The organism is Ruegeria sp. BHSB056 (genome assembly GCF_059613305.1).
The window spans coordinates 1-20,090 of record NZ_JBXWSG010000005.1 but is presented as its reverse complement, the minus strand read 5'-3'; the positions used below and the strand labels follow the sequence as shown (position 1 = coordinate 20,090).

Sequence of the window (20,090 nt, the reverse complement as noted above, 5' to 3'; positions counted from 1 at the left end):
GCGAGGTTTTTCAAGCTGATGACCCCCGGTCTCACGTCCGTATCGGGTGTTCCAATCGCGTCTTGAACGCGCTGGGCGGCTGGCCTGTCCAACGTTTGAAAGCGGTCGAAAATGCGGCCTGATCGGCATAGCCCAGCGAATAGGCGATTTCGGACAAGGGCATTTCATTCTTGATAAAGGTCTGCGCCAGGTCGCACCGCAGATCGTCGACAACATCGCGATAGCTGGTGCCTTCGTCCCTGAGGCGCCGACTGAAGGTTCTAAGGCTCATCCCCAGATCAGCCGCGAGGCTTTCGGCTTGCGGGATTGCGCCGGGCAGGGATCGGGTAACCAGCCCTTCGACCTTGGCACGGGTCAGATGTTTGGGAGCGCCTCTCTCAGAAAGCAGGCGATCTGCATATTCCAGCAAATGCTCTCTGAGTTGGGGGTCATAAGTCGGTACGGGCAGGTCCAGCGCTGAAAGAGGCAGGATAATCTCGAGGTTCTCGGCCCCAAAGGTCACGGGAAAACCGGCAAGCTTTTCAAATCTTCGGGCGTGGTCACCGACCCTGTGCTGAAACCGAATTTCTATCGGATAGAGATTGACTTGCGTCAGGTTCCGCATTCTGGCCAGGGCAGCAAATATCAGGAATTCGGTGCGTCTGTGATACCGCGCAAATCCGGGATCCTTCCACTCGGCTTCCAAGGTCGCAAAATTACCCGCGACGCGCAGGTTAAGCGCGATGGCAGGGTCGATGATGCCGTGAAAGCGCGAGAGGTTCTCCATCACCTGTTTCAGGTCGCGGGAATACTTGCTGATATAGGCGGTCACGGTCGAGGCTGACGTAACCTCAAGCCCCGTGCGGGCAGCAAACGTGACGTCGTGGGTGGCGTCACATGCATAACGGATAAACAAAGCCTCGGTTTGTACGCTGTAGGTAGTGACCGGCGGTGCGATATCCTGAGGGCGCAGCCCTGCCATTTTCAGGACATCGCAGGACATGTCGCCATTTCCGGAATAGCGGTCCAGCGCCTGAACAAACAGATGAAGTCGGCCGATATCGACATCCATCGCGAAACAGTACCTCAAATTTTCAATTACATACACAAACTATTGCGGAATTGTCTTTCAGGATCGACGGTGCTGACAAGTGGATTTCACACAGAAACAAGCCGTCGGTGGCAGTTTCTCGAAATTTTTTGACCGGTATGGACAAGCATCGCCATGTGCAACGAACCAATTCAGTGGTGTTGCCGGGTCCAGACCTTTATGGGGATGAGGTCAGAGCCTCGGGGAAATCACCAGCCTCTGGTTAAGGCTCCCCGGCACGCCCCCACACCTTTCATACATGTCGCATTGCTTCGCTCAGGTGGTTTTGTCAGGCTGGCTTTAAGTCAATAGTTCCGGTGTAAAACCTTGCAGGATATTTTTGAGAATACAGCGGTTTATGACAAAAACCTAATTGTGTTTGACGGCGAATGCGTGCTGTGTTCGGGGTTTTTCCAGTTTATGCTGAAACGTGACCAGCGCCATGTTTTTCAATTTGCAACGGCGCGGTCCCCGCTTGGGCAAAAGCTATATCGTGATCTCGGCCTTCCCACTCAGGATTTTCAAACAAATCTGGTGGTCGTGAATGGCGCTGTTTTTCAGCATCTGGATGCGTTTGCAGCGGCGATGCGACAGTTGCGCGGCCCATGGTCGCTGTTATCAATGTGTCGGCTTCTGCCTCGGCTCATCAAGGATCCGGCCTATCGCCTGATCGCACGAAACAGATACGCTTTCTTCGGGCGTTCCGAGACATGTCTGGTTCCAAGTCCCGATATCAGGGCTCGTTTTGCCGAAAACGGGTACTAGCGATGGGCGATCCCTTTCTTAAGGCGATAGGATCGACCGAAAGGTTGCCAGAGGCGGTTCGAGTTTTGCACATGAGCGAGGGCTGCTTTGCAGGACGCTGCGATATCGAACGTGGCAAAGGGATATGGGCTGCCCTTGCAACACGTCTGGCCGGGTTTCCGCAAAGCGGCAAAGACGTCCCCGTCTCCCTGCACATTGATACTGATGGCGAATTCTGGTCATGGGATCGGAATTTCGCGGGCCACAAAACACGATCAACTCTGAAATATGATACGAAAAGAGAGTGTGTCCGTGAATCTTTTGGCGCGATCTCGATCTGGTTACAGCCCGTTTGGCGGGAAAATGGGATGCATATCAAAATCCTCCGCCTGACCGTGTTTGGCATCACGATGCCATCTTTTACCTTGCCGCGATCAAGAACGCGCGAATGGCAGGACAAAGCGGGGCGCTTTCGGTTTGATGTGTCTGCAGACGCGCCGGGACTGGGAATGTTGATCAGATACCAGGGCTGGCTCACGCCGGTTCACGCATCGCACGAGACGGACTAAACAGAACGTGAGCGACCCTGTGCCGACGAAGCTTATGGCCTAACCTTTTTGAGACACACAATCAGGGAATTATAACAATGAAACATACACGGACATTTGCCGCGCTTGCCGCCCTGGCGTTCAGCATTCCAATGACGGCTGACGCGGCGCCGCACGGTTATCGGACCGAGCCGATAAACGCCACTGACTTTGAGGTTATTCCGCGAGGCGACCGGCGCACCGAAGGATACTGGTGCGCCGCAGCGGATTATGCTCGGCGTACATTGGGCGCGGGCTGGCGCGATCCGATCTACGTGTTGCGCGGGTATGGGCCAAGCGTCACCACCGGGCGTAAGACGGCGGTTCAGTTTTCGATCAAGCCGCCCCAGAATGTCGATGTACAGCCAAGCAGTTTTGTTACAATCGGTTTTCAACCTGGCGACAGCATGTCTGTACAAGGCGCGAATGCCAGGTGTAACTATCGACCGTTCTATAACGACTGACAGAACGGCGAGACACCGCGAATGCAGACTGAATTTGCAATCCGTACAAAAGGATCAGGGCTATACGAATTCACGTCTGAAGTGACGCATTGGCTTGGGCAGGTGGCGACGGATGGCTTACTGACGCTTTTCGTTCGCCACACCTCCTGTTCATTGCTTGTTCAGGAAAACGCGGACCCCGAAGTTCAAGCTGATCTTCGGGCGTTTTTCGAAAGGCTGGTGCCGCCATCCGATCACCCGTCAATGTCGTATCTAAGGCATACTTACGAAGGCCCCGATGACATGCCAGCGCATATAAAGGCTGCGCTGTTGCCGGTATCCTTGTCGATACCTGTGGTGCAGGGTCGCCCGTGCCTTGGAACATGGCAGGGGATCTATCTGTTTGAACACCGCACGGCACCACACCAGAGACGGATTGCAGCACACCTGACCTGACCCTTTATCTAGCGGTTGAAATTTCCGACTACCCAAACCCTAGTTGCTGCCCTATAGTTGTGGATAAGTAAGTCGCAGCACTTACAAAAAGAGGCGGAACAAGGGACGAGGAGACGGCGGATGCGCTGCCCGTTTTGCGGAAATATCGATACTCAGGTAAAAGATTCACGCCCGGCAGAGGACCACGTGGCAATCCGCCGACGTCGGTTTTGCCCAGCATGTGGCGGGCGGTTCACGACCTATGAGCGTGTGCAGCTGCGTGATCTGGTTGTCATAAAGACCAATGGTAAACGCGAAGATTTCGACCGCGATAAACTGGAACGTTCGATCCGCATCTCGATGCAGAAACGGCCAGTTGATCCCGAGCGGATCGATCAGATGATTTCGGGTATTGTGCGCCGGCTGGAAAGCATGGGCGACACGGATATCCCGTCCCACAAGATCGGTGAGATCGTTATGGAAGCTCTGGCGCGGATCGATACCGTCGCTTATGTTCGCTTTGCGAGTGTGTACAAGAATTTCCAGGCGGCCGATGATTTCGAGGAGTTTGTCCACGAACTGCGACCGCCGCAGCCTTCGACGGACGAGTGAGCGAAACAGATAAGCGATTTGTGGCGCTGGCCCTGTCACTGGGGCGGCGCGGCCAGGGGATGTGCTGGCCAAACCCTGCCGTGGGTTGCGTTATCGTGCGCAAAGGCCGGATTGTCGGGCGCGGTTGGACCCAGCAGGGCGGTCGCCCCCATGCCGAAACCGAGGCTTTGGCGCAAGCCGGGCAGGCCGCACATGGCGCGACCGCCTATGTGACTTTGGAACCCTGCGCCCATCACGGCAAAACACCCCCCTGTGCCGAGGCTTTGATTGCTGCGGGTGTCGCCCGTGTCGTGGCAGCCGTGGAAGACAGCGATCCGCGTGTAGCAGGGCAGGGCTTTGCCAAGTTGCGCGAGGCCGGAATTAAGGTCGTAACCGGTGTCCTCGCAGAGCAGGCGGAACGTGATCTGGAAGGCTTCTTCCTGAAAACCGAGCAGGGCCGACCTTTTGTAACCCTCAAGCTGGCCAGCAGTTTTGACGGGCGGATCGCAACTTCGACCGGGCACAGCCAATGGATTACCGGGCCACAGGCGCGCCGCGTCGTCCATGCCATGCGCGCGCGCCACGATGCGGTGATGGTCGGTGCCGGCACGGCGCGGGCCGACGACCCGTCACTGACGGTTCGGGACCTTGGCATTGATCATCAGCCCGTGCGCGTTGTGGTTTCGCGCCATATGGACATATCCCTGATGGGGCATTTGGCTCGCACGGCATCAAAGACACCTGTCTGGCTCTGCCATGCGCATCACCCGGACGCCGAGCGCGCGAAAGCCTGGGAAAGACTAGGTGCAAAGCTGATCCCCTGCGCGTTGAAAGATCATCAGATTGACGCGGTCGATCTTCTCCAACAGTTGGGACAAGCCGGTCTGACCAGCGTCTTCTGCGAAGGTGGGGCGGCGCTGGCAGCGTCGCTGCTGGCCGAGGATCTGGTGGATGAACTGGTCGGATTTACCGCTGGGTTGACCATCGGTGCCGAGGGGCTGGCGGCAGTTGGAACATTGGCGTTGACGACACTGGACGTCGCGCCACGGTTCGAACTGATTGAAGCGAAAGTGGTGGGTGGCGATATCCTGCACCGTTGGCGCAGGGCGTCGGACTAGCGTTAGCGCCACAAGTGCGCATGTGTCGCAAACACACCCTGAAGTTTTGACAGAACACGATTGAACGGACCGGTCGGAACACAAGTGCCCTGCGCCAGACGTTCAACGGCAACCTCGACGGGGCAGGGTTGCCCTGTGACCGGGTCGAAATAACGAGGGTAATCAATCAAGGTGGCATGGACGAGGCCCATCAACGTCGGTCTTGCGCCACGCCGGGCGGGAACAGCCCCCAGATCCGTGGTCAGCCCCCAACCCGCATAAAAGGGCGCGCCCAGAGTTGTAACCTGCACGCTGCGCAGCAAAGCTTCGAACCCCAGAAGCGATGTCATGGTCCATACTTCCTGCACGTGCGGCAATAATGATGCGGGGTCTGTTTGGGTTACGACAATGTCTGCAATCGCCTCGGCATCGATCCTGCCTTCGCGCAGACCCGCTTCGACATCGGGGTGAGGTTTGTAAATCAGGATCGCATCGGGATTGGCGTCGCGCACAGCTTTCAGCAGGTCCAGATTGTTGCGACCCGCGCTTGTTCCCAACAGGATTGAGGCGTCGTCCTCGACCTGTCCGGGCACAAGAATTCGATGGCCTTCGGGCAGGGGGCAGGCGGGATTGCCGGTATTGTATTTGCTCAAGCCTGCGGCCAAAAGGTTCTCGACGAGACGCTCTGCGCGCAGGTCCTGATCTGGCCTCAACGTTTCACGCAAAGTGATCAGCTCTTCCAACTGGCTGGGTTTTGTCGGGTCGTAATAGATACCGATCTCGTCCGTCACTAGCGACAGTGGCGGGACCAGTTCCGCCCCAAGCCCGCGTGAACGCAGGAACCCGTCTTCGACCCGAACCGCCCCTTCGGTGTTCCTTGCCTGGCTGGCCCAGACCATGTGGGGGCGGTCCGGCGTGCCGGCTTGAGATGCCGTAAAGCGCAGCTTTCCATGTTGCCCGAAAAACTGTTGCAGATGCCTGCGTTTCCACAAGCGCATCCCGGATGCCGTCCAGCCGTTCTTGTCCTGTCGCCAGGCGCGGGTCTGTGCCTCTAACGTGTCCAGCACCCTTTCCAGCTCGCACAATTGATCGCGATAGGGATCGTACCAAGTCGGGTACAGCAGCATGGCGGCCGCGAACAATTGCGCCCGTGTCAGACTGCGCTGGCGGCGCGGAACGGGTCTGTCATCCTGCGTCAGGCCCCATCCGGCATAGAAAGGTTGGCCGAACACACGCGGTTTGTGGCCCGCCAGAATTGCCTCGAACCCCAGTTGCGAGGACACGGTGTAAACAGCAATAGCCCCTTCAAGCAACGGCCATGGGCTGATCGGATCGCTGAACCGCGATATCCGGTCTGACAGGTCCTGATCGGTGAAATGCCCCTGACGGTGACCCGCCAGTGTTTCAGGATGTGTCTTGATCAGGATACGCGCGCCGGGGTTTTCCTCCTGCGCCAAGACAAGCATTTCAAGGAACCGGGCGCGGTCCGCTCCGCTTGCAGTAACCGACGCATCGCCGACCGTCTGATCGATCACCAGAACATAGCCCGGATCGGGTGGATCAAGATCGAGATCGAAGGCGGAATATTTGCTGAGGTTAAGCTCTCTGATCCGCGTGATCGCGGCGCGGGCACGGTTCAGCAGGGCCGTGTCATCCAGAGGGTGCGTGGTCAGCACTGTCTCAAGTTCAGACGGCGTGGCGGCATCGAAATGCAGGCCGGAACGATCGAGCAACAGCCCCAAGGGGGGCTCGCCATTCCGGCCCGGGTGCAGAGATCTGAGAAAGGCGTCCTCGACCCGCAGAACCGGGGCAGCGTGTTTTTCGGCGATCTTAAGGCCGCGATGTGCTGTCGGGCTGTTGCCCCAGACGCCTACGCAATCGCCTTCTTTCGGAAATCCCAGACGAATGTCGTAACCCGAAAGCGACAGAATACGTCTCAGACGTTTCTGGGTCAGAAAGCCGCCGTTATAGACAAACAGCCGATTTTGCCCGCTCCCGGTTGACGTGTCGGGATCGGGCCACATGCATCAATTGCCGGTTAGCGTGGCAACGTTTGCAACGGGCGTCAGACCGCCTGCGATAAGTGAGATCGACTTGCTCCACTGCGCATAGGGCGCTTCGGTCACGTAGATTGTATCATCATCCCGGATCACGAAATCGCGCGCAATGAACAGGCCGTTGGGGGCTGTCAGGTTCAGTAGGTAGATCATGCGCTGATCCCCTTTGAGGTCGGCGCGTCCGGTGATACTGCGGGCGACATCCTGACGTTCCTTGCGCAGAATGAATATTCCCGTTGGATCCGAGGAAAGCGTCAGCAGACCACCGACCTGCGCCAAGGCTTCCAGAGCCGACAGGTCCTGGCTTTCAAATGCCACGCGCGATTGGCCCCCGGTTGCGCCAAGGGCGATATACGATCTGCTGTCCTCTTCCACCAGAATGCGGTCGCCACCGCGCAGGGCGACGTCCAGCTTGGGGTTGCGGAACAGGTCCTCGTACCAAACGGTACCCTTCTGATCGCCCCGGATCAGGGTCACCAGCGCGATGTCCGACGCGACCGAGACCCCGCCCGCCTGGGACAACATACCAAGCAGCGATCGGGTTGGCCGTTCAATCGGATAAATGCCCGGTGCGGCGACCGTGCCCGTCAGCGAGACGGTGGACCCGTCACCCGCGACGCGCCGTACTTCGACCTGCGGGTCCGGCGTTTGTTCCTGAAGCTTGTCTGTGATCAGAACGCGCAGCTGTTCCGGCGTGTTTCCCGCGGCCCGAATCCGGCCTGCATAGGGGACAAATATAAATCCGTCACTATCGACCTGAACCTCGTTCAACGCGGTCGCAAGACCGGTTTCGCCTGACAGCAAGCCATCGTCGACGTTTTCCCAGATGGTCAGCCCCAGCACGTCACCAGGGCGGACGGTATCTGCGGTCAATGTCTGGGCACTGCTGAAGGAGGACGAAAAGCCATACTGAGGAATGGCGGACGTCGCGCGTGTGACATTGTCGTCAACTTCAACGACATATGCGTTGCCCCCGTTTTGAACTGAACCGGCCAGAATTTCGGATTTGTTCGGTCCGGATTTTGGCAACTGGCACGCAGCCAGCAGACCAATTGCAGCCACAAGGGACACACCCCGCATCCATCGCCTAGGAGAGACTTTCACCGCCCGATATCCTCAGTCTTTTGTAGTTGCGTGCAGATTAGCTGGTAAGTTGCTTAACTTCCAGTCACACACCACCCGTTTCATTCGACGACTTTCAACTGTGTCGTTCGCGCCTCGTTCGTATTCAGGACCGATTGGTAAGGATCGTTGGTGTCCAAAAGCATATCCACGGCGCGGCGCAGCAGCTGACGGCGGCCTCGTCTTGAATAGAACCCGCCGGGTACCTGACTGGTTTCCAGAAGAAATTGCCGATAACAGCGATAGGCTTCGGCATCCGGGTGGCGGGGATCGGCGAAAAACGCTGCGATCGGCTGCTGTGAGACGAAATCGGGCTTGTCGTAAACCGAACGCCCGAAAATGCGCAATGGAATACCCCGCCACAGGACCTGCTGTCCGGCGGTGGAATTCACGGTGACGGCTGAACTCGCCTCATCCAGCAATCTGGCCAGCTTGCCGCCCGGCACATAATGAACACGGTTGTCGATGCCATGTTTTCTGGCAATTTCGCGGGCCCGGCGTCGCAACGGTTCGCGATGGTTTTCCAACGGGTGTTCCTTTACCACCAGCCTGTGATGGGCAGGCGCGCCTTGCGCAAATCCTTCGATTACCAGCTCAAGAAATTCACACATGCCCGAAAAGCTGGAATGAGCCTGCACCGAGCTGTCATGCCCAAGCTGCAACAGTACCAGATGATAGGGGTATCCGCCCCATCTGACCCGCGCGGTCGCCACACTTCGCTGAAGGTGGTGAAAAGGTATCAAAAACAGTCGCTTGAGGTACAATCTGAATTCTTGCGAGACAGGTAATTCCCTGTGCGGTTGAAAGTTGCGGTAGCGACTGTTCAGGGCCATCACGAACCAATGATAAAGGGCGCCATAGAAGATATGGTGCCGCATGTCTCCCCAATGCGACGGGGGCGGCGGCGCCTTTCGGTCGGACAGGGCCAAGGCCTGGCGCATTTGCTGAACGTCCAGCGACATCAGCCTTGAGTTTCCATTTGATCCGTCCCGCTCATAAGTCACCCACCAGGGGCGCAGATACCCCTCCTCGAATACATGTAAGGTAACTTTGCAAGACCGCGCGATTTCGACCGCACGCGCATGTATGGGTCTGGTGTCGCCATATAGAACAATATCCGTAACTGCTTTTTCAGCGATCAACGAGGACAGTGTTGCAGGCCAGTTTTCCGGTTTGTCCTGAAACGGGATGTAGCTTGCCTTGTCAAACCAGAACGCCTGATCGCCTGCATTGAACCCAACCCGCCAGACCCGAGCCCCCGTGGCGCGCAACATACGCCCCAAGGCCGGGAAAAAAGGTCCGTGCGGGCCCTGAAGGAACAGGAAGACCCGATCATGAGACCTTGAAGGCGGGTGCGGCATCCGAACTGCTCGTATTGTTGTTGTTGCCAAAACTATGCCCGTTTGGTGGGTGTACGGCAAGGCAGGGCTTGCCCGCGCGGCCCGTTGGCCTTACCTCGACGGTGAAAGTCAGGCACAGGTTAGGAACTGAGGGTTAACGGAATGTTTACAGGGATCGTCACCGACATGGGCACCGTCGCCGAGCTAAAGCAGCAGGGAGACCTGCGTGCGCGGATCAGGACCACCTATGACACTGCGGGCATCGATATCGGGGCCTCGATTGCCAGTGACGGTGTGTGCCTGACCGTGATCGCGTTGGGCGACGATTGGTATGACGTCCAGATCAGCGCGGAAACCGTTTCGAAAACCAATCTCGACACCTGGGCTGTCGGCAAGCGTGTCAATCTGGAACGCGCCCTGAAGGTTGGTGACGAACTGGGCGGTCACATCGTTTCGGGCCATGTGGATGGCGTAGCCGAGGTGATCGCGATCAAGGAAGACGGCGACAGCACCCGCGTCACCCTGCGCGCGCCAAAAGATCTTGCACGGTTTATCGCGCGCAAAGGGTCGGTGGCACTGAACGGCACATCCCTGACGGTCAATGACGTGACAGATTGCGATTTTGGCATCAACTTCATTCCACACACCAAGGAGGTCACCACTTGGGGTGACGTGCAGGTCGGTGACAGGGTCAATCTTGAGATCGATACGCTGGCCCGTTATGTGGCGCGTCTGGCCGAAATGTCCTGATACGATACGTCGCGTCGGAACAGACCTGCGCCGTTTGTGGACTGGTCTTTGTGCCCTTAGTGGTCTATTCCGCCGTTCAAACATGCCATGCGAAAGGCTGCCCAATGAGCTTTGAGACACCCGGCCCGGTCGAGGCCCGGCTGCGCGACGCGATCAGCCCGATCGAAGACATTATTGAAGAGGCGCGTGCGGGCCGGATGTATATTCTGGTCGACCACGAAGATCGCGAAAACGAGGGCGATCTGGTGATTGCTGCCGAGTTCGCTGATGCCGAGGCCATTAACTTTATGGCCACCCATGGCCGTGGCCTGATCTGTCTGCCGATGACAGCAGAACGTGTCGAAGCGCTTGGGTTGCCGATGATGGCAGTGAACAACTCGTCCCGGCACGAAACCGCATTCACCGTGTCCATCGAAGCGCGCGAAGGGGTCAGTACCGGGATCTCTGCCGCCGACCGTGCGCTGACCGTGGCAACTGCGATCAACGAGCAGAACACGATGGCCCATATCGCAACGCCCGGCCACGTCTTCCCCTTGCGCGCCAAGCGGGGCGGGGTGCTGGTGCGTGCCGGTCATACCGAGGCTGCCGTTGATATCTCGCGTCTGGCCGGTCTGAACCCCTCGGGCGTGATCTGCGAGATCATGAAACCCGACGGCACCATGGCGCGTCTGCCCGATCTGGTTGAGTTTGCGCAAGAGCACAACATGAAGATCGGCACGATCAGTGACCTGATCGCCTACCGGTCGCGCAATGACAATCTGGTGGTCGAAACCTCGCGTCAGATGGTGACGTCAGAATATGGCGGCGAGTGGGAGATGCGGCTGTTCACCGATCAGACCCATGGCATCGAACATGTGGTCATGATCAAGGGCGATATCACAACACCCGAGCCGGTGTTGACCCGCACCCACGCCCTGCACGAGGCCCCCGATATTCTGGGTCTTGGTCCGAAATCCTCGCGCGAACTGCCGCGCGCCATGGAAAAGATTGCTGAAGAAGGACGGGGCGTGGTCTGCCTGTTCCGTCAACCGCGCAACTCGCTATATGCAACGGGCGACGAGGGGCCGCGCACAATCAAACAAACCGGTCTGGGGGCGCAGATCCTGTCCAAGATGGGAATTCAGGAACTGGTCCTGCTGACCGACTCGCCGCAAACCGTATATCTGGGGCTTGACGCGTTTGGCCTGTCCATCGTCGGCACCCGTTCGATTCTGAAGGAAGACTGATCATGGCTGCTCAAGACGAACATGGCGTTCTGCCGACACCGACATTTGACAAGCCGGTCAAGCTGCTGATCGTGGCGGCGCCGTTTTATCGTGCGATTGCCGATAACTTGATCGAGGGCGCGAAGGCCGAAATCGAAGCCGCGGGTGGAACCTGCGAAGTGGTCGAGGTACCCGGCGCGCTGGAAATCCCAACCGCCATCGCTATGGCCGACCGTCAATGCAACTTTGACGGCTACGTCGCGCTGGGTTGCGTCATTCGCGGCGAGACTACGCATTACGAAACTGTTTGCAACGACTCCAGCCGGGCCATCCAGTTGATGGGCCTACAGGGCCTGTGCATCGGCAATGGCATTCTGACTGTGGAAAACGACGCGCAGGCCGAAGTCCGCGCGAACCCGAAAAAGATGAATAAAGGGGGTGGGGCTGCTGCTGCGGCCTTGCATCTGATCGCGCTCAGCCGTAAGTGGGGCTCTTCCAAAAAGGGCGTTGGTTTCAAACCGCCGTCCGAGTCCATCCTCGTGGCGGGCGACAGCAACGGACCCTCGACAGCATGACCAAGACAGACGCGCCGAAACCGGCCAACCAGAAACGCCTGATGAAATCCGCCGCCCGGCTTTATGCCGTGCAGGCGCTGTTCCAGATGGAACAGTCCGGGCAAACGACCGAAGCTGTCGTGAATGAGTTTCTGGATCACCGTTTTGGCGCTGTCTATGAGGGTGAGGAAATGTTGGACGGTGATATCAGCGTCTTCCGCTCGTTGGTCGACAATGCGGTGAACTATCAGGCGGCCATCGACCAGATGACGGACCGTGCGCTGGTCGCCAAATGGCCGATCGCTCGGATAGACCCGACCTTGCGGGCGCTGTTCCGTGCGGCTGGGGCAGAGCTGACCCAAAGCGACACGCCGCCAAAGGTTGTCATCACTGAATTTGTTGACGTTGCGCGTGCGTTTTTCCCGGAAGGCAAAGAGCCGAAATTCGTCAATGCTGTGCTGGATCATATGGCCCGCGAGGCACAGCCCGAGGCATTCTGACGCCTTTACGAGAACCAGATATGCGCTAACTTGAATGTCATAGCGCAAAGAGGTTCGCCATGCCCAAACTGATCCGCCTTTATATCACGCAAGTTGCCTGGGGCTTTGTCATTTCGGCTGTGTTTGTCGGCGTCCTGTTGGCGCTGAATGTCGCAAACCTGCGCCATCTGATAACCAGTTCGGAAATCGGTCTTATCGCTTTGGTGATGATCTGGTTCATGAACGGCATTGTCTTTGCCGGTGTCCAGTTCGCCTACAAGATCATGAGCATGGCAGAAAAGCCGCAAGGCCCGCGCCGGGGTACCCCTGTTGTACACAGCTTTGAACCGGCGGTCGCAAAGCAGGAAGCACCCGCAGGGCGCTGAATCTTCGGGGAAAATGTGGCGGGACCACCAAACAACCGTGTGGTTTGATTCCCGAGGACCTGTATATACAGGTGGGCGCCAGGTAATCAGGCCAGGACCTGAACAGAGCCAGCCCCCTCGGAATTGCTTAAGGCCACCAGAATGCTACCTGTCACAAGAAGGGCAGAACCCGCCACGCGCTTAAGTAGGGCGTCTGACGGGTTCGCACAAGGGGTCAGGCATCAACAGTTTCGTGCAATGCCGTGCGCACCTTGCCAAAGTGCTCGTCCCAACCCTTGTCCAGTGCCAGGATCAGGCCAAAGGCATCGGCCCCCTGCGGCAAACCTTCATGCCGCAGGTCAAGGCGCGTCCCGCCTGCGACGGGTTCCAGGGTCCATTTGACTACGCTCACAGCGTCGCCCATCGGCTTTACGGTGAACGTGTATTCCAGATATTTGGGAGGGTTGGCGACGCGAACCTCACCCCAAATCAACAGGTCGCCGCTTGTCGTGCCAAACATCTCCAACTTTTGACCCGCGGACAGAGGGTGTTGAGGTTTGTGGAACCATTCCGCCAGACGATCCGGGTCTGTAAGATAAGCCCAAACCGTTTCCGGCTCGGCCCTCAGAAAGATCGATTTCTTCAGAACTGCATCGGTCATTTCGATTTCCTTTCAACAGCTTCCTTGAGAGAGTTGAGGCGATCGTCCCAGAACTGGTCAAAATATCTGAGCCAGTCCAGAACGGGGGCCATGCCTTGTGGTTCAAGACGGTTAATGCGTTCGCGGCCACGGGTTTCAACGGTGATCAAGCCGCCGTCGGATAGGACCGTCAGGTGTTTTTTGACCGCGGCCCGGGTCATGTCGAACCGGTCTGTCAACTGCCCGATGGTCATGTCCTGAGACGAGAGCAATTGTACAATGTCCCTACGCGTGGGATCGGCAAGCGCACGGAACGCGTTTTGAGTTCGGTTATCCATAAGCAACTCCAGATGGGATACCATTTGGTATCGCATTAATACGATACCAAATGGTATCATGTCAAGCGCGATGCAGTACTTTACTTTTGTTCACCAATTGTTCACATTTGGGGAATGTTGTTAGATTTGCAGCCCGGACAGAAGCTCGCGCGTGGCGTCGCTCGCCACCTTGCCGCGCATGGTTTTGTTTCTGTTGAAGAATTCGTTCCGGCACGTGGTCTGCGTGTCGATGTGATGGGGCTGGGTCCCAAAGGTGAGCTTTGGGTTATCGAATGCAAATCCAGCCGTGCCGATTATCAATCGGATGCCAAATGGCAGGGCTATTTGGAATGGTGTGACCGATTCTTCTGGGCCGTGGATACCGAGTTTCCGACCGATCTGTTACCTGATGAAACGGGCTTGATCATTGCCGACGCCTATGATGCCGAGATCGTGCGCATGGCGCCCGAGGACAAGCTTGCCCCGGCGCGGCGCAAGAAGATGATCCAGAAATTTGCAACAGATGCAGCACGCCGACTGCATGCGCTGCGCGATCCGCGCTTGTAAAAGCTCAGCCTTTGACGGCGAGGGCGGCCTGTATCGCGGCGCGGATCTCGTCGGCGATTTCTTCGGCTTCCTCGGGGTCGAAATCCATCGGAATCTCGATGCCGTCGGCTTCGATGAACAAGCGTACCATCCCCTGATCGGTCGGACCGATTTGCAGGTTGGCCTGAATATCGCGTTCGGTATTGATGCCCATCTATGCCTCCGAGACTGAGCATTCGTGCTAGCGCGCACGGGGTTGAGAATCAAGTCACCTTTGCGGTCAGATAAAACATGGAAAATGTGGTTCTCAGAACGTTTCGCCCCGATGATGCCGCGTGGCTGGTCGAACAGCACGGGTTGCTCTATGCGCGCGACGAAGGATTTGATGACAGCTTTGCCCCATTGGTTGCGCGCATCCTTGAGGAGTTCATTGCCAACAATGACCCGTCCTTTGAAAAAGGCTGGATTGCTGAACGGGCTGGGCAAAGATTGGGTAGTATTTTCAGCGTGCGTGTTGACCAGACAACCGCCAAACTGCGCCTCTTCCTGCTTGTCCCCGAAGCGCGCGGACTTGGGTTGGGGAAACGGCTGTTACAGACCTGTACAGACTTCGCACGCGAGGCTGGATATCGGGAAATGGTTTTGTGGACCCATGAAAGTCATACGGCTGCCTGCGCGCTTTACAGGGCGTTTGGCTGGGAACTGATCGACAGCAAACCGGTGCATTCCTTTGGCGTCGATCTTGTCGAACAAAGCTGGAGAATTAGGCTTTAATCCTCTTGCATTCCCCCGGCGCGTTCGGTACATCGCCCCTCACAAAGTGCCGCCTTAGCTCAGTTGGTTAGAGCGCTGGATTGTGGATCCAGAGGTCCCCTGTTCAAGCCAGGGAGGCGGTACCATTCCCCCAAAATCGACTGTCCGTGTTCGCACCGCCAAGCGTATTAAAAGCGTTGTGTAGGCTTGAACGCCGGAATGTCCGGCGCGATGACCTTTAGCGCGCCAGGTTCAGTTTGAACCGCATTTTTGCTCGTTTGGCGGTGGGCAGGTGGCGGTTCAGGCGTTTGTTGATCAGGCCAAATCCCCCGACAATTACCAATGTCAGCAGGATGAAATAGAACGCCAGAATTGGATAGGGGATGAACGGGTTGAACGTTTTGTCCGCGAAATAGCTGGCGTAATAGAGCGCGTCGCCACGTTGTTGCCAGGCCGGAAAGGCCGAGAAGAAGACCAGTGTGGTGGCATGGAACAGAAAGATCGCCTCGTTTGTGTAGGCCGGCCAGGCCAGACGCAGCATGGTGGGCCAGACGATCCGCCGAAACCGCGACCATCCCGACATGCCATAGGCATCTGCTGCTTCGATATCTCCCTTGGGGATCGAGCGCAGGGCACCATAAAAAATCTCACCCGAATAAGCGGCAGTGTTCAGGAACAACACGATCAGCGCCCCCAGCCAGGCCGAGGTAAAGGCGTCGAACATCGGATATGTTTTCTTCAGCGACAGGAAGAAGAAATAGGCAAAGAAGAACTGGATAAAGAGGGGCGAGCCCCGGAACAGAAAGATGAACCATTCGGCAGGTTTGCGCAGCCATTTGTTGGTCGAGGCTTTGCCGACGGCCAGCGCGGTGGCCAGAAAGAACCCGGTCGCCAGCGCCATGACGCCGAAATAGATGTTCCAGATCATGCCCGAGCCGATCAGGGTGAACTGTTCGCACAGGGTGAAATCGGTCTTGGGCAGCAGGCGTTCGCCAAAGCCAAGCGACCGCAGGCCGTAATCCTGAATGGTCTGGATGCAGCTCATGATCGGGCTCCTTGGAAAGGAGATTGCGGGCGCGAAGGAGATTGCTGTGCAATCGCGTGCGGCACCCGGTTGCGGTCTTGAACGCGGATCATCATGCCGTGGTCTCCTTGCGCAGAAGCTCTCCGCCGGAAGTGGCCTGTCCGTGGGACAATCGCCGCATCAGTTTTTCCAGCCCAATTTCCGAGAAACGGGTCATGCCAAGGTAGAAGATCAGCAGGAACAGGAAATACCACATGCGCCAATCGCCATGTGGATATTGCGTGAATTTCGAGGTTTTGGTGCCGCCAAGTTCGCGCGCCCAATACACGATATCTTCGACGCCCAGCAGGAAGAGCAGGGGTGTCGCCTTGATCAGCACCATCCACAGATTGGACAGGCCGGGCAGCGCGTAAACCCACATCTGAGGTACGAGGATTTTCCAGAAGGTCTGGCGGCGATTCATGCCATAAGCTTCGGCCGTTTCCAGTTGCGCATGTGGTACGGCGCGCATTCCGCCGAACAGGACATTGGCCGCGAAAGCACCAAAAACGATAGAGAAGGTGATGATCGCAAGGAAAAACCCATAGGTTTCATGCACCCATTCAGGCGCGGTTCCGAGTGGCAGCTTGGCGGCCTGACAAACGAGGAAGTCATTGCCCTGGCGGATTGGGTCGGTCCAGTCCGGGCACAATATCTTATGCCGCGTCCACTCAAACGCCTGATCCAACGCGATGACGAAGAACAGGAAAAACGCAATGTCGGGCACGCCGCGCACAATCGCGATATACCCTTTGCCCAGCCAGCTGAGCGGGGGGAAATGCGAGCGCGCCGCCATGGCACCTGCAAACCCGAAGCCAAGAGCGACAGGGGCGGTCACAGCCAGCAAGGCCAAAACCTTGATGAAAGACAGGTAGAACGACCAGTGGACGCCATTGGTCAGGTAGCATGAAAACCAGCGGAACGTGCCCAGCGTGTCAGGATCAGCGCAGTACGAGAACATATGGCGTCTTTCCAACGTCTGTTCCGGCTAGGCCGGAAGCGGCCCGGCGCCAAAGCACCGGACCGGGATTGGTCAGGTCTTAGTTGGTGACGACCGAACCGTCAGTACCGTACGTGGCGGTGCTTTCACCGAACCACTTGATCAGCATCTCGTTCAGCGTGCCGTCAGCTTTCATCGAAGTGATGGCTTCGTCGAACTTGCCGCGCAGTTCACCGTCGCTTTCACGCAGGCCCATGCCGACGCCGCCGCCCAGCGGAACCGGATCGCCGATAAAGACCAGCTCACCGCCCGATTCCTCGACCAACGGCACCAGATAGTCGCGGTCGGCCAGAACGGCATCGGCTTCGCCGTTACGGACGGCTGCAATGGTTTCTTCCGGGGTCGCGAATTCGACCAGGGTTGCACCAGATTCGGCAACGTGGCCCGCCTGGATCGTGGCGGTTTGCGCAGCAACGACACCGCCGGTTACGTCTGCCGAGTCAGAGGTCGCGACATAGGCCGAAGCAGTCGGCGGGTAATAGTCTTGGGTAAAGTCGATGACCTCATCACGTTCGGCTGTGATCGACATACCGGCGATGATGGTGTCGTAGTTGCCCGAGACCAGGTTCGGAATGATCGAATCCCAGTCGTTCTTGACCCATTCACACTCCAGGTTAGCGCGTTTGCACAGCTCGTCGCCGACTTCACGCTCGAACCCGTCGATTTCACCTGCATCGTTGATGAAGTTGTAAGGAGGGTAGGCGCCCTCGGTGCCCATGCGGACCGTGTCGGCCATCGCGATACCAGCAGTCAGCGCCAGGGCTGCAGTGGACAGAATCAGGTTTTTCATTGGTTACTCCCCAGTTTGGTTCTTTTCTTGAAGTTAAGCCGCCTGAGTGGCGGAGAGAAAGCCCCGAAGCCGCTCAGATTCGGGTGACGTAAAGATATCTTCGGGCAAACCTTCTTCCTCGATCAGGCCCTGATGAAGAAATACCACGTGGCTCGAGATATCTGCTGCCATTTTCATGTCATGAGTCACAATAATCATGGTGCGCCCTTCGGCTGCCAGATCCTTGATCACCTTGATCACTTCCTGTTCCAGTTCGGGATCCAGCGCCGAGGTCGGTTCGTCGAACAACAACGCCTGCGGTTCCATGCACAGCCCCCGTGCGATCGCGGCGCGCTGTTGCTGACCGCCGGACAATTGTGCCGGATAGGCGTCACATTTGTCGCCAATACCAACTTTCTCAAGGTATTTGCGCGCGCTGTCTTCCACTTCGGCCTTGTCGCGGCCCAGAACGGTCACAGGGGCTTCCATCACATTTTGCAGGATGGTCATATGCGCCCACAGATTGAACTGCTGAAACACCATCGACAGGTTGGTGCGGATGCGCAGAACCTGCTTGGGGTCCGCGGGGCGACGCCCATGGCTATCGCCCGACCATTTGACAGGCTCGCCTTTGAACAGGATTTCACCCTGCTGGCTGTCTTCCAACAGATTGCAGCAGCGCAGCAAAGTTGATTTTCCTGACCCCGACGACCCGATCAGCGAGACCACGTCGCCGCCATGCGCTGTGATATCCACCCCCTTCAACACTTCCAGATTGCCGAAGCTTTTGTGAAGGTTTTTGATTTCGATGACGGGAGCGATTTCTGTCACGGGCAGTCCAGTAGTTTGTGGTGTTGGTGCGGTAATAGGGCCGAAAAAATTGCTCAATGCAATGCGCAATTCGCAAATTCAGGGTCGGAAACAGCCAAATTGACCAAATGCACCGGACAATTTGGTCATCAGATTATCCGCTGTGCGCATGGCGGTGGCGGGGTCGGTACGGACAGGTACTCCTCCGCCGGGATGTCGACCAGCCCGTGAATGTGCAGCGTTTTGCGGTCGTGTTCGGTAAGGCTGTTTATCGCAGCTCGAACTGCGTCTGCGACCTGATCAACGTTTTGGTCGGGTCCGGTAATATAGGGCAGGGTCGGTGTCGGAGAGGTTTTTGCCAGTTCGCGCAGGCTTTCGCCCAGATCGGTATGTTCCTGCAACATCATCCAGGTCAACGCATCCAGTGCGGCGAAATCTGCCTTCCCGTCCGATACCGCCTGCGCCGACAGCGCGTGACCGCCTGTCTCCAACAGCGACGCAGGATGCAGGTTCTCCCGGGACAGATGTGTGATCGGTGCCGCCCAGCCGGATTGGGACAGCGCTTCGTTATACGCGAAGATACCGTCAGTCATGCCCGCCAGCGTGCGGTTGTCGTCGCGCCGCGCCACAAAGACCGAGCAATAATGCCCGGCAGGACAACCGGGAAGGCCGTAATCCGGGGTGCCCACCAGTTGAACCCGATCATGCAAGCGTGTGCGATAGGGCATTCCACAGGTCTGTGCCAGCACCAGATCGGGATCAAGCCAGACCTGCCAAACATCGGCGCCTCGGGTCAGCTGTTCCGGACCATGTCCCAGATGCGCACGAATCAACCCCCAGAACCGGTCATTGGCGGCCTGAACCTCGGGCATGTCGTACATGCCAAGCATGGCTATCAAGATTTGGCAGCCTTTTGCCGGGCCAAAGCCGAATCTACGTCGCTGACCCCCAGCAGGCTGACAACCAGACGCAGCAGCGAATCCTCCTCACCCGTACGGTGGCCATCAGCCAGGGCCACTGACCACAGCGCCTGAACCACCGCCAGCCGGTTTTCATAAGCGACTGCTTCCTTGATGGCGCGGGTAAAACGGACTGTGTCGGGGGCTTCAGCCTCCAGATCTTCGGCACGGGCGCGCAAAGCCGCGCTTTCGAATGGGGACAAACCGTATCGTTCAGCCGAGATGCGGTCGATGCGCGCCATCTCGGAATCAGAATAATCGTTGTCAGAACGTGCCAGTCGCACCAGCAGGGCCGTCAGGGCCAGGCGGGCATCATCTTCGACAAGCGGGTCGGGCTTGGGCTGTGTGAGCCTGGAAAGAAAGTCACTGAACATGGGTTAGATATAGCGGGCGCT

General features: G+C 57.6%; 26 protein-coding genes and 1 tRNA gene. 14 read left to right on the top strand and 13 right to left on the bottom strand.

What is annotated here, in order from left to right:
• Positions 1 to 31: 31 nt before the first annotated feature.
• Positions 32 to 1,051: a helix-turn-helix domain-containing protein gene (locus AC2FND_RS02415; protein ID WP_496767691.1), complete on the bottom strand. Its 1,020-nt coding sequence runs from the start codon at positions 1,049 to 1,051 to the stop codon at positions 32 to 34.
• A 438-nt stretch (positions 1,052 to 1,489) separates the two neighbouring features.
• On the opposite strand from AC2FND_RS02415, the gene AC2FND_RS02410 reads away from it, so the two are divergent.
• The 6 genes from AC2FND_RS02410 to ribD all read left to right on the top strand — a co-directional run bounded on the left by AC2FND_RS02410 (position 1,490) and on the right by ribD (position 4,987).
• Entirely contained in the window at positions 1,490 to 1,834 is a 345-nt protein-coding gene (locus AC2FND_RS02410; RefSeq protein WP_496767746.1) for a thiol-disulfide oxidoreductase DCC family protein, read from the top strand.
• A gap of 2 nt (positions 1,835 to 1,836) precedes the next feature.
• On the top strand, positions 1,837 to 2,382 hold the full coding sequence (locus AC2FND_RS02405) for a DUF4166 domain-containing protein (RefSeq protein WP_496767689.1): 546 nt from the start codon (positions 1,837 to 1,839) through the stop codon (positions 2,380 to 2,382).
• Positions 2,383 to 2,459: 77 nt separating this feature from the next.
• Positions 2,460 to 2,864, top strand: coding sequence for a hypothetical protein (locus AC2FND_RS02400; protein ID WP_496767688.1), 405 nt, complete (start codon positions 2,460 to 2,462; stop codon positions 2,862 to 2,864).
• Between the two features lie 21 nt (positions 2,865 to 2,885).
• Complete coding sequence (locus AC2FND_RS02395) at positions 2,886 to 3,299, top strand: secondary thiamine-phosphate synthase enzyme YjbQ (RefSeq protein ID WP_496767687.1); 414 nt, start codon at positions 2,886 to 2,888, stop codon at positions 3,297 to 3,299.
• 120 nt (positions 3,300 to 3,419) lie between these two features.
• A complete protein-coding gene (gene nrdR / locus AC2FND_RS02390) occupies positions 3,420 to 3,890 on the top strand; it encodes a transcriptional regulator NrdR (protein ID WP_209504313.1) in 471 nt (156 codons plus the stop codon).
• Positions 3,887 to 4,987 (top strand): bifunctional diaminohydroxyphosphoribosylaminopyrimidine deaminase/5-amino-6-(5-phosphoribosylamino)uracil reductase RibD, encoded by a 1,101-nt coding sequence (gene ribD, locus AC2FND_RS02385; RefSeq protein ID WP_496767686.1) that lies wholly within the window; start codon positions 3,887 to 3,889, stop codon positions 4,985 to 4,987. The genes nrdR and ribD overlap by 4 nt, the downstream gene beginning before the upstream one ends.
• A gap of 2 nt (positions 4,988 to 4,989) precedes the next feature.
• Here the strand turns inward: ribD and AC2FND_RS02380 are convergent, their stop codons facing one another.
• The 3 genes from AC2FND_RS02380 to AC2FND_RS02370 all read right to left on the bottom strand — a co-directional run bounded on the left by AC2FND_RS02380 (position 4,990) and on the right by AC2FND_RS02370 (position 9,506).
• Entirely contained in the window at positions 4,990 to 6,990 is a 2,001-nt protein-coding gene (locus AC2FND_RS02380; protein ID WP_496767684.1) for a capsule polysaccharide biogenesis protein, read from the bottom strand.
• 3 nt (positions 6,991 to 6,993) lie between these two features.
• Positions 6,994 to 8,127 carry a polysaccharide biosynthesis/export family protein gene (locus AC2FND_RS02375; RefSeq protein ID WP_348540319.1) on the bottom strand — a complete coding sequence of 378 codons (1,134 nt, stop codon included), beginning with the start codon at positions 8,125 to 8,127 and terminating at the stop codon, positions 6,994 to 6,996.
• An 80-nt stretch (positions 8,128 to 8,207) separates the two neighbouring features.
• Positions 8,208 to 9,506, bottom strand: a complete 1,299-nt coding sequence (locus AC2FND_RS02370) for a capsule polysaccharide biogenesis protein (protein ID WP_496767682.1) — start codon at positions 9,504 to 9,506, stop codon at positions 8,208 to 8,210.
• Between the two features lie 141 nt (positions 9,507 to 9,647).
• Between AC2FND_RS02370 and AC2FND_RS02365 the strand changes: the two genes are divergently transcribed.
• The 5 genes from AC2FND_RS02365 to AC2FND_RS02345 all read left to right on the top strand — a co-directional run bounded on the left by AC2FND_RS02365 (position 9,648) and on the right by AC2FND_RS02345 (position 12,859).
• Positions 9,648 to 10,235 (top strand): riboflavin synthase, encoded by a 588-nt coding sequence (locus AC2FND_RS02365; protein ID WP_496767680.1) that lies wholly within the window; start codon positions 9,648 to 9,650, stop codon positions 10,233 to 10,235.
• Between the two features lie 104 nt (positions 10,236 to 10,339).
• Positions 10,340 to 11,461, top strand: coding sequence for a 3,4-dihydroxy-2-butanone-4-phosphate synthase (gene ribB / locus AC2FND_RS02360; protein WP_209504308.1), 1,122 nt, complete (start codon positions 10,340 to 10,342; stop codon positions 11,459 to 11,461).
• A 2-nt stretch (positions 11,462 to 11,463) separates the two neighbouring features.
• Positions 11,464 to 12,015, top strand: a complete 552-nt coding sequence (locus AC2FND_RS02355) for a 6,7-dimethyl-8-ribityllumazine synthase (RefSeq protein ID WP_480493476.1) — start codon at positions 11,464 to 11,466, stop codon at positions 12,013 to 12,015.
• Positions 12,012 to 12,494, top strand: coding sequence for a transcription antitermination factor NusB (nusB, locus tag AC2FND_RS02350; protein ID WP_480481565.1), 483 nt, complete (start codon positions 12,012 to 12,014; stop codon positions 12,492 to 12,494). The genes AC2FND_RS02355 and nusB overlap by 4 nt, the downstream gene beginning before the upstream one ends.
• A gap of 59 nt (positions 12,495 to 12,553) precedes the next feature.
• A complete protein-coding gene (locus tag AC2FND_RS02345) occupies positions 12,554 to 12,859 on the top strand; it encodes a hypothetical protein (protein WP_267365294.1) in 306 nt (101 codons plus the stop codon).
• Between the two features lie 214 nt (positions 12,860 to 13,073).
• Here the strand turns inward: AC2FND_RS02345 and AC2FND_RS02340 are convergent, their stop codons facing one another.
• On the bottom strand, positions 13,074 to 13,499 hold the full coding sequence (locus AC2FND_RS02340) for an SRPBCC family protein (RefSeq protein WP_496767678.1): 426 nt from the start codon (positions 13,497 to 13,499) through the stop codon (positions 13,074 to 13,076).
• On the bottom strand, positions 13,496 to 13,816 hold the full coding sequence (locus AC2FND_RS02335) for an ArsR/SmtB family transcription factor (RefSeq protein WP_480476940.1): 321 nt from the start codon (positions 13,814 to 13,816) through the stop codon (positions 13,496 to 13,498). Before AC2FND_RS02335 ends, AC2FND_RS02340 begins: the two co-directional genes overlap by 4 nt.
• Before the next feature lie 114 nt (positions 13,817 to 13,930).
• Here AC2FND_RS02335 and AC2FND_RS02330 point away from each other — a divergent pair, with 114 nt between their 5' ends.
• The gene (locus tag AC2FND_RS02330) at positions 13,931 to 14,362 is read left to right on the top strand and encodes an MmcB family DNA repair protein (RefSeq protein WP_480481559.1); all 432 of its coding nucleotides are present in this window, start codon (positions 13,931 to 13,933) and stop codon (positions 14,360 to 14,362) included.
• Positions 14,363 to 14,366: 4 nt separating this feature from the next.
• Here the strand turns inward: AC2FND_RS02330 and AC2FND_RS02325 are convergent, their stop codons facing one another.
• The gene (locus tag AC2FND_RS02325; RefSeq protein ID WP_117869403.1) at positions 14,367 to 14,555 is read right to left on the bottom strand and encodes a DUF6324 family protein; all 189 of its coding nucleotides are present in this window, start codon (positions 14,553 to 14,555) and stop codon (positions 14,367 to 14,369) included.
• Between the two features lie 77 nt (positions 14,556 to 14,632).
• Between AC2FND_RS02325 and AC2FND_RS02320 the strand changes: the two genes are divergently transcribed.
• On the top strand, positions 14,633 to 15,115 hold the full coding sequence (locus AC2FND_RS02320; protein ID WP_496767677.1) for a GNAT family N-acetyltransferase: 483 nt from the start codon (positions 14,633 to 14,635) through the stop codon (positions 15,113 to 15,115).
• Between the two features lie 48 nt (positions 15,116 to 15,163).
• A tRNA-His gene (locus tag AC2FND_RS02315) sits at positions 15,164 to 15,240 on the top strand.
• Positions 15,241 to 15,332: 92 nt separating this feature from the next.
• On the opposite strand, the gene AC2FND_RS02310 is transcribed toward AC2FND_RS02315, so the two are convergent.
• The 6 genes from AC2FND_RS02310 to AC2FND_RS02285 form a co-directional block, all read right to left on the bottom strand.
• The gene (locus tag AC2FND_RS02310; protein WP_209595834.1) at positions 15,333 to 16,139 is read right to left on the bottom strand and encodes an ABC transporter permease; all 807 of its coding nucleotides are present in this window, start codon (positions 16,137 to 16,139) and stop codon (positions 15,333 to 15,335) included.
• Between the two features lie 91 nt (positions 16,140 to 16,230).
• Positions 16,231 to 17,118, bottom strand: coding sequence for an ABC transporter permease (locus AC2FND_RS02305; protein ID WP_496767675.1), 888 nt, complete (start codon positions 17,116 to 17,118; stop codon positions 16,231 to 16,233).
• A 79-nt stretch (positions 17,119 to 17,197) separates the two neighbouring features.
• Positions 17,198 to 17,947, bottom strand: a complete 750-nt coding sequence (locus AC2FND_RS02300) for a transporter substrate-binding domain-containing protein (protein ID WP_496767674.1) — start codon at positions 17,945 to 17,947, stop codon at positions 17,198 to 17,200.
• Positions 17,948 to 17,980: 33 nt separating this feature from the next.
• Positions 17,981 to 18,757 carry an ABC transporter ATP-binding protein gene (locus tag AC2FND_RS02295; protein ID WP_267365283.1) on the bottom strand — a complete coding sequence of 259 codons (777 nt, stop codon included), beginning with the start codon at positions 18,755 to 18,757 and terminating at the stop codon, positions 17,981 to 17,983.
• Positions 18,758 to 18,885: 128 nt separating this feature from the next.
• On the bottom strand, positions 18,886 to 19,635 hold the full coding sequence (locus AC2FND_RS02290) for a phosphate/phosphite/phosphonate ABC transporter substrate-binding protein (protein ID WP_496767672.1): 750 nt from the start codon (positions 19,633 to 19,635) through the stop codon (positions 18,886 to 18,888).
• Positions 19,632 to 20,069 carry a tellurite resistance TerB family protein gene (locus tag AC2FND_RS02285; RefSeq protein ID WP_209504296.1) on the bottom strand — a complete coding sequence of 146 codons (438 nt, stop codon included), beginning with the start codon at positions 20,067 to 20,069 and terminating at the stop codon, positions 19,632 to 19,634. Before AC2FND_RS02285 ends, AC2FND_RS02290 begins: the two co-directional genes overlap by 4 nt.
• Between the last annotated feature and the right edge of the window lie 21 nt (positions 20,070 to 20,090).

Excerpts from the sequence above, each read along its gene's own strand:
- AC2FND_RS02330 (WP_480481559.1), top strand. The coding sequence starts at position 13,931 with ATGTTGTTAGATTTGCAGCCCGGACAGAAGCTCGCGCGTGGCGTCGCT.
- AC2FND_RS02320 (WP_496767677.1), top strand. The coding sequence starts at position 14,633 with ATGGAAAATGTGGTTCTCAGAACGTTTCGCCCCGATGATGCCGCGTGG.
- AC2FND_RS02340 (WP_496767678.1), bottom strand. The coding sequence starts at position 13,499 with ATGACCGATGCAGTTCTGAAGAAATCGATCTTTCTGAGGGCCGAGCCG.
- AC2FND_RS02400 (WP_496767688.1), top strand. The coding sequence starts at position 2,460 with ATGAAACATACACGGACATTTGCCGCGCTTGCCGCCCTGGCGTTCAGC.
- AC2FND_RS02365 (WP_496767680.1), top strand. The coding sequence starts at position 9,648 with ATGTTTACAGGGATCGTCACCGACATGGGCACCGTCGCCGAGCTAAAG.
- AC2FND_RS02285 (WP_209504296.1), bottom strand. The coding sequence starts at position 20,069 with ATGTTCAGTGACTTTCTTTCCAGGCTCACACAGCCCAAGCCCGACCCG.
- AC2FND_RS02310 (WP_209595834.1), bottom strand. The coding sequence starts at position 16,139 with ATGAGCTGCATCCAGACCATTCAGGATTACGGCCTGCGGTCGCTTGGC.
- AC2FND_RS02335 (WP_480476940.1), bottom strand. The coding sequence starts at position 13,816 with ATGGATAACCGAACTCAAAACGCGTTCCGTGCGCTTGCCGATCCCACG.
- AC2FND_RS02410 (WP_496767746.1), top strand. The coding sequence starts at position 1,490 with ATGCTGAAACGTGACCAGCGCCATGTTTTTCAATTTGCAACGGCGCGG.
- AC2FND_RS02415 (WP_496767691.1), bottom strand. The coding sequence starts at position 1,051 with ATGGATGTCGATATCGGCCGACTTCATCTGTTTGTTCAGGCGCTGGAC.
- AC2FND_RS02305 (WP_496767675.1), bottom strand. The coding sequence starts at position 17,118 with ATGTTCTCGTACTGCGCTGATCCTGACACGCTGGGCACGTTCCGCTGG.
- nrdR (WP_209504313.1), top strand. The coding sequence starts at position 3,420 with ATGCGCTGCCCGTTTTGCGGAAATATCGATACTCAGGTAAAAGATTCA.
- AC2FND_RS02345 (WP_267365294.1), top strand. The coding sequence starts at position 12,554 with ATGCCCAAACTGATCCGCCTTTATATCACGCAAGTTGCCTGGGGCTTT.
- ribB (WP_209504308.1), top strand. The coding sequence starts at position 10,340 with ATGAGCTTTGAGACACCCGGCCCGGTCGAGGCCCGGCTGCGCGACGCG.
- AC2FND_RS02355 (WP_480493476.1), top strand. The coding sequence starts at position 11,464 with ATGGCTGCTCAAGACGAACATGGCGTTCTGCCGACACCGACATTTGAC.
- AC2FND_RS02395 (WP_496767687.1), top strand. The coding sequence starts at position 2,886 with ATGCAGACTGAATTTGCAATCCGTACAAAAGGATCAGGGCTATACGAA.
- AC2FND_RS02325 (WP_117869403.1), bottom strand. The coding sequence starts at position 14,555 with ATGGGCATCAATACCGAACGCGATATTCAGGCCAACCTGCAAATCGGT.
- nusB (WP_480481565.1), top strand. The coding sequence starts at position 12,012 with ATGACCAAGACAGACGCGCCGAAACCGGCCAACCAGAAACGCCTGATG.
- AC2FND_RS02405 (WP_496767689.1), top strand. The coding sequence starts at position 1,837 with ATGGGCGATCCCTTTCTTAAGGCGATAGGATCGACCGAAAGGTTGCCA.
- AC2FND_RS02300 (WP_496767674.1), bottom strand. The coding sequence starts at position 17,947 with ATGAAAAACCTGATTCTGTCCACTGCAGCCCTGGCGCTGACTGCTGGT.
- AC2FND_RS02380 (WP_496767684.1), bottom strand. The coding sequence starts at position 6,990 with ATGTGGCCCGATCCCGACACGTCAACCGGGAGCGGGCAAAATCGGCTG.
- AC2FND_RS02370 (WP_496767682.1), bottom strand. The coding sequence starts at position 9,506 with ATGCCGCACCCGCCTTCAAGGTCTCATGATCGGGTCTTCCTGTTCCTT.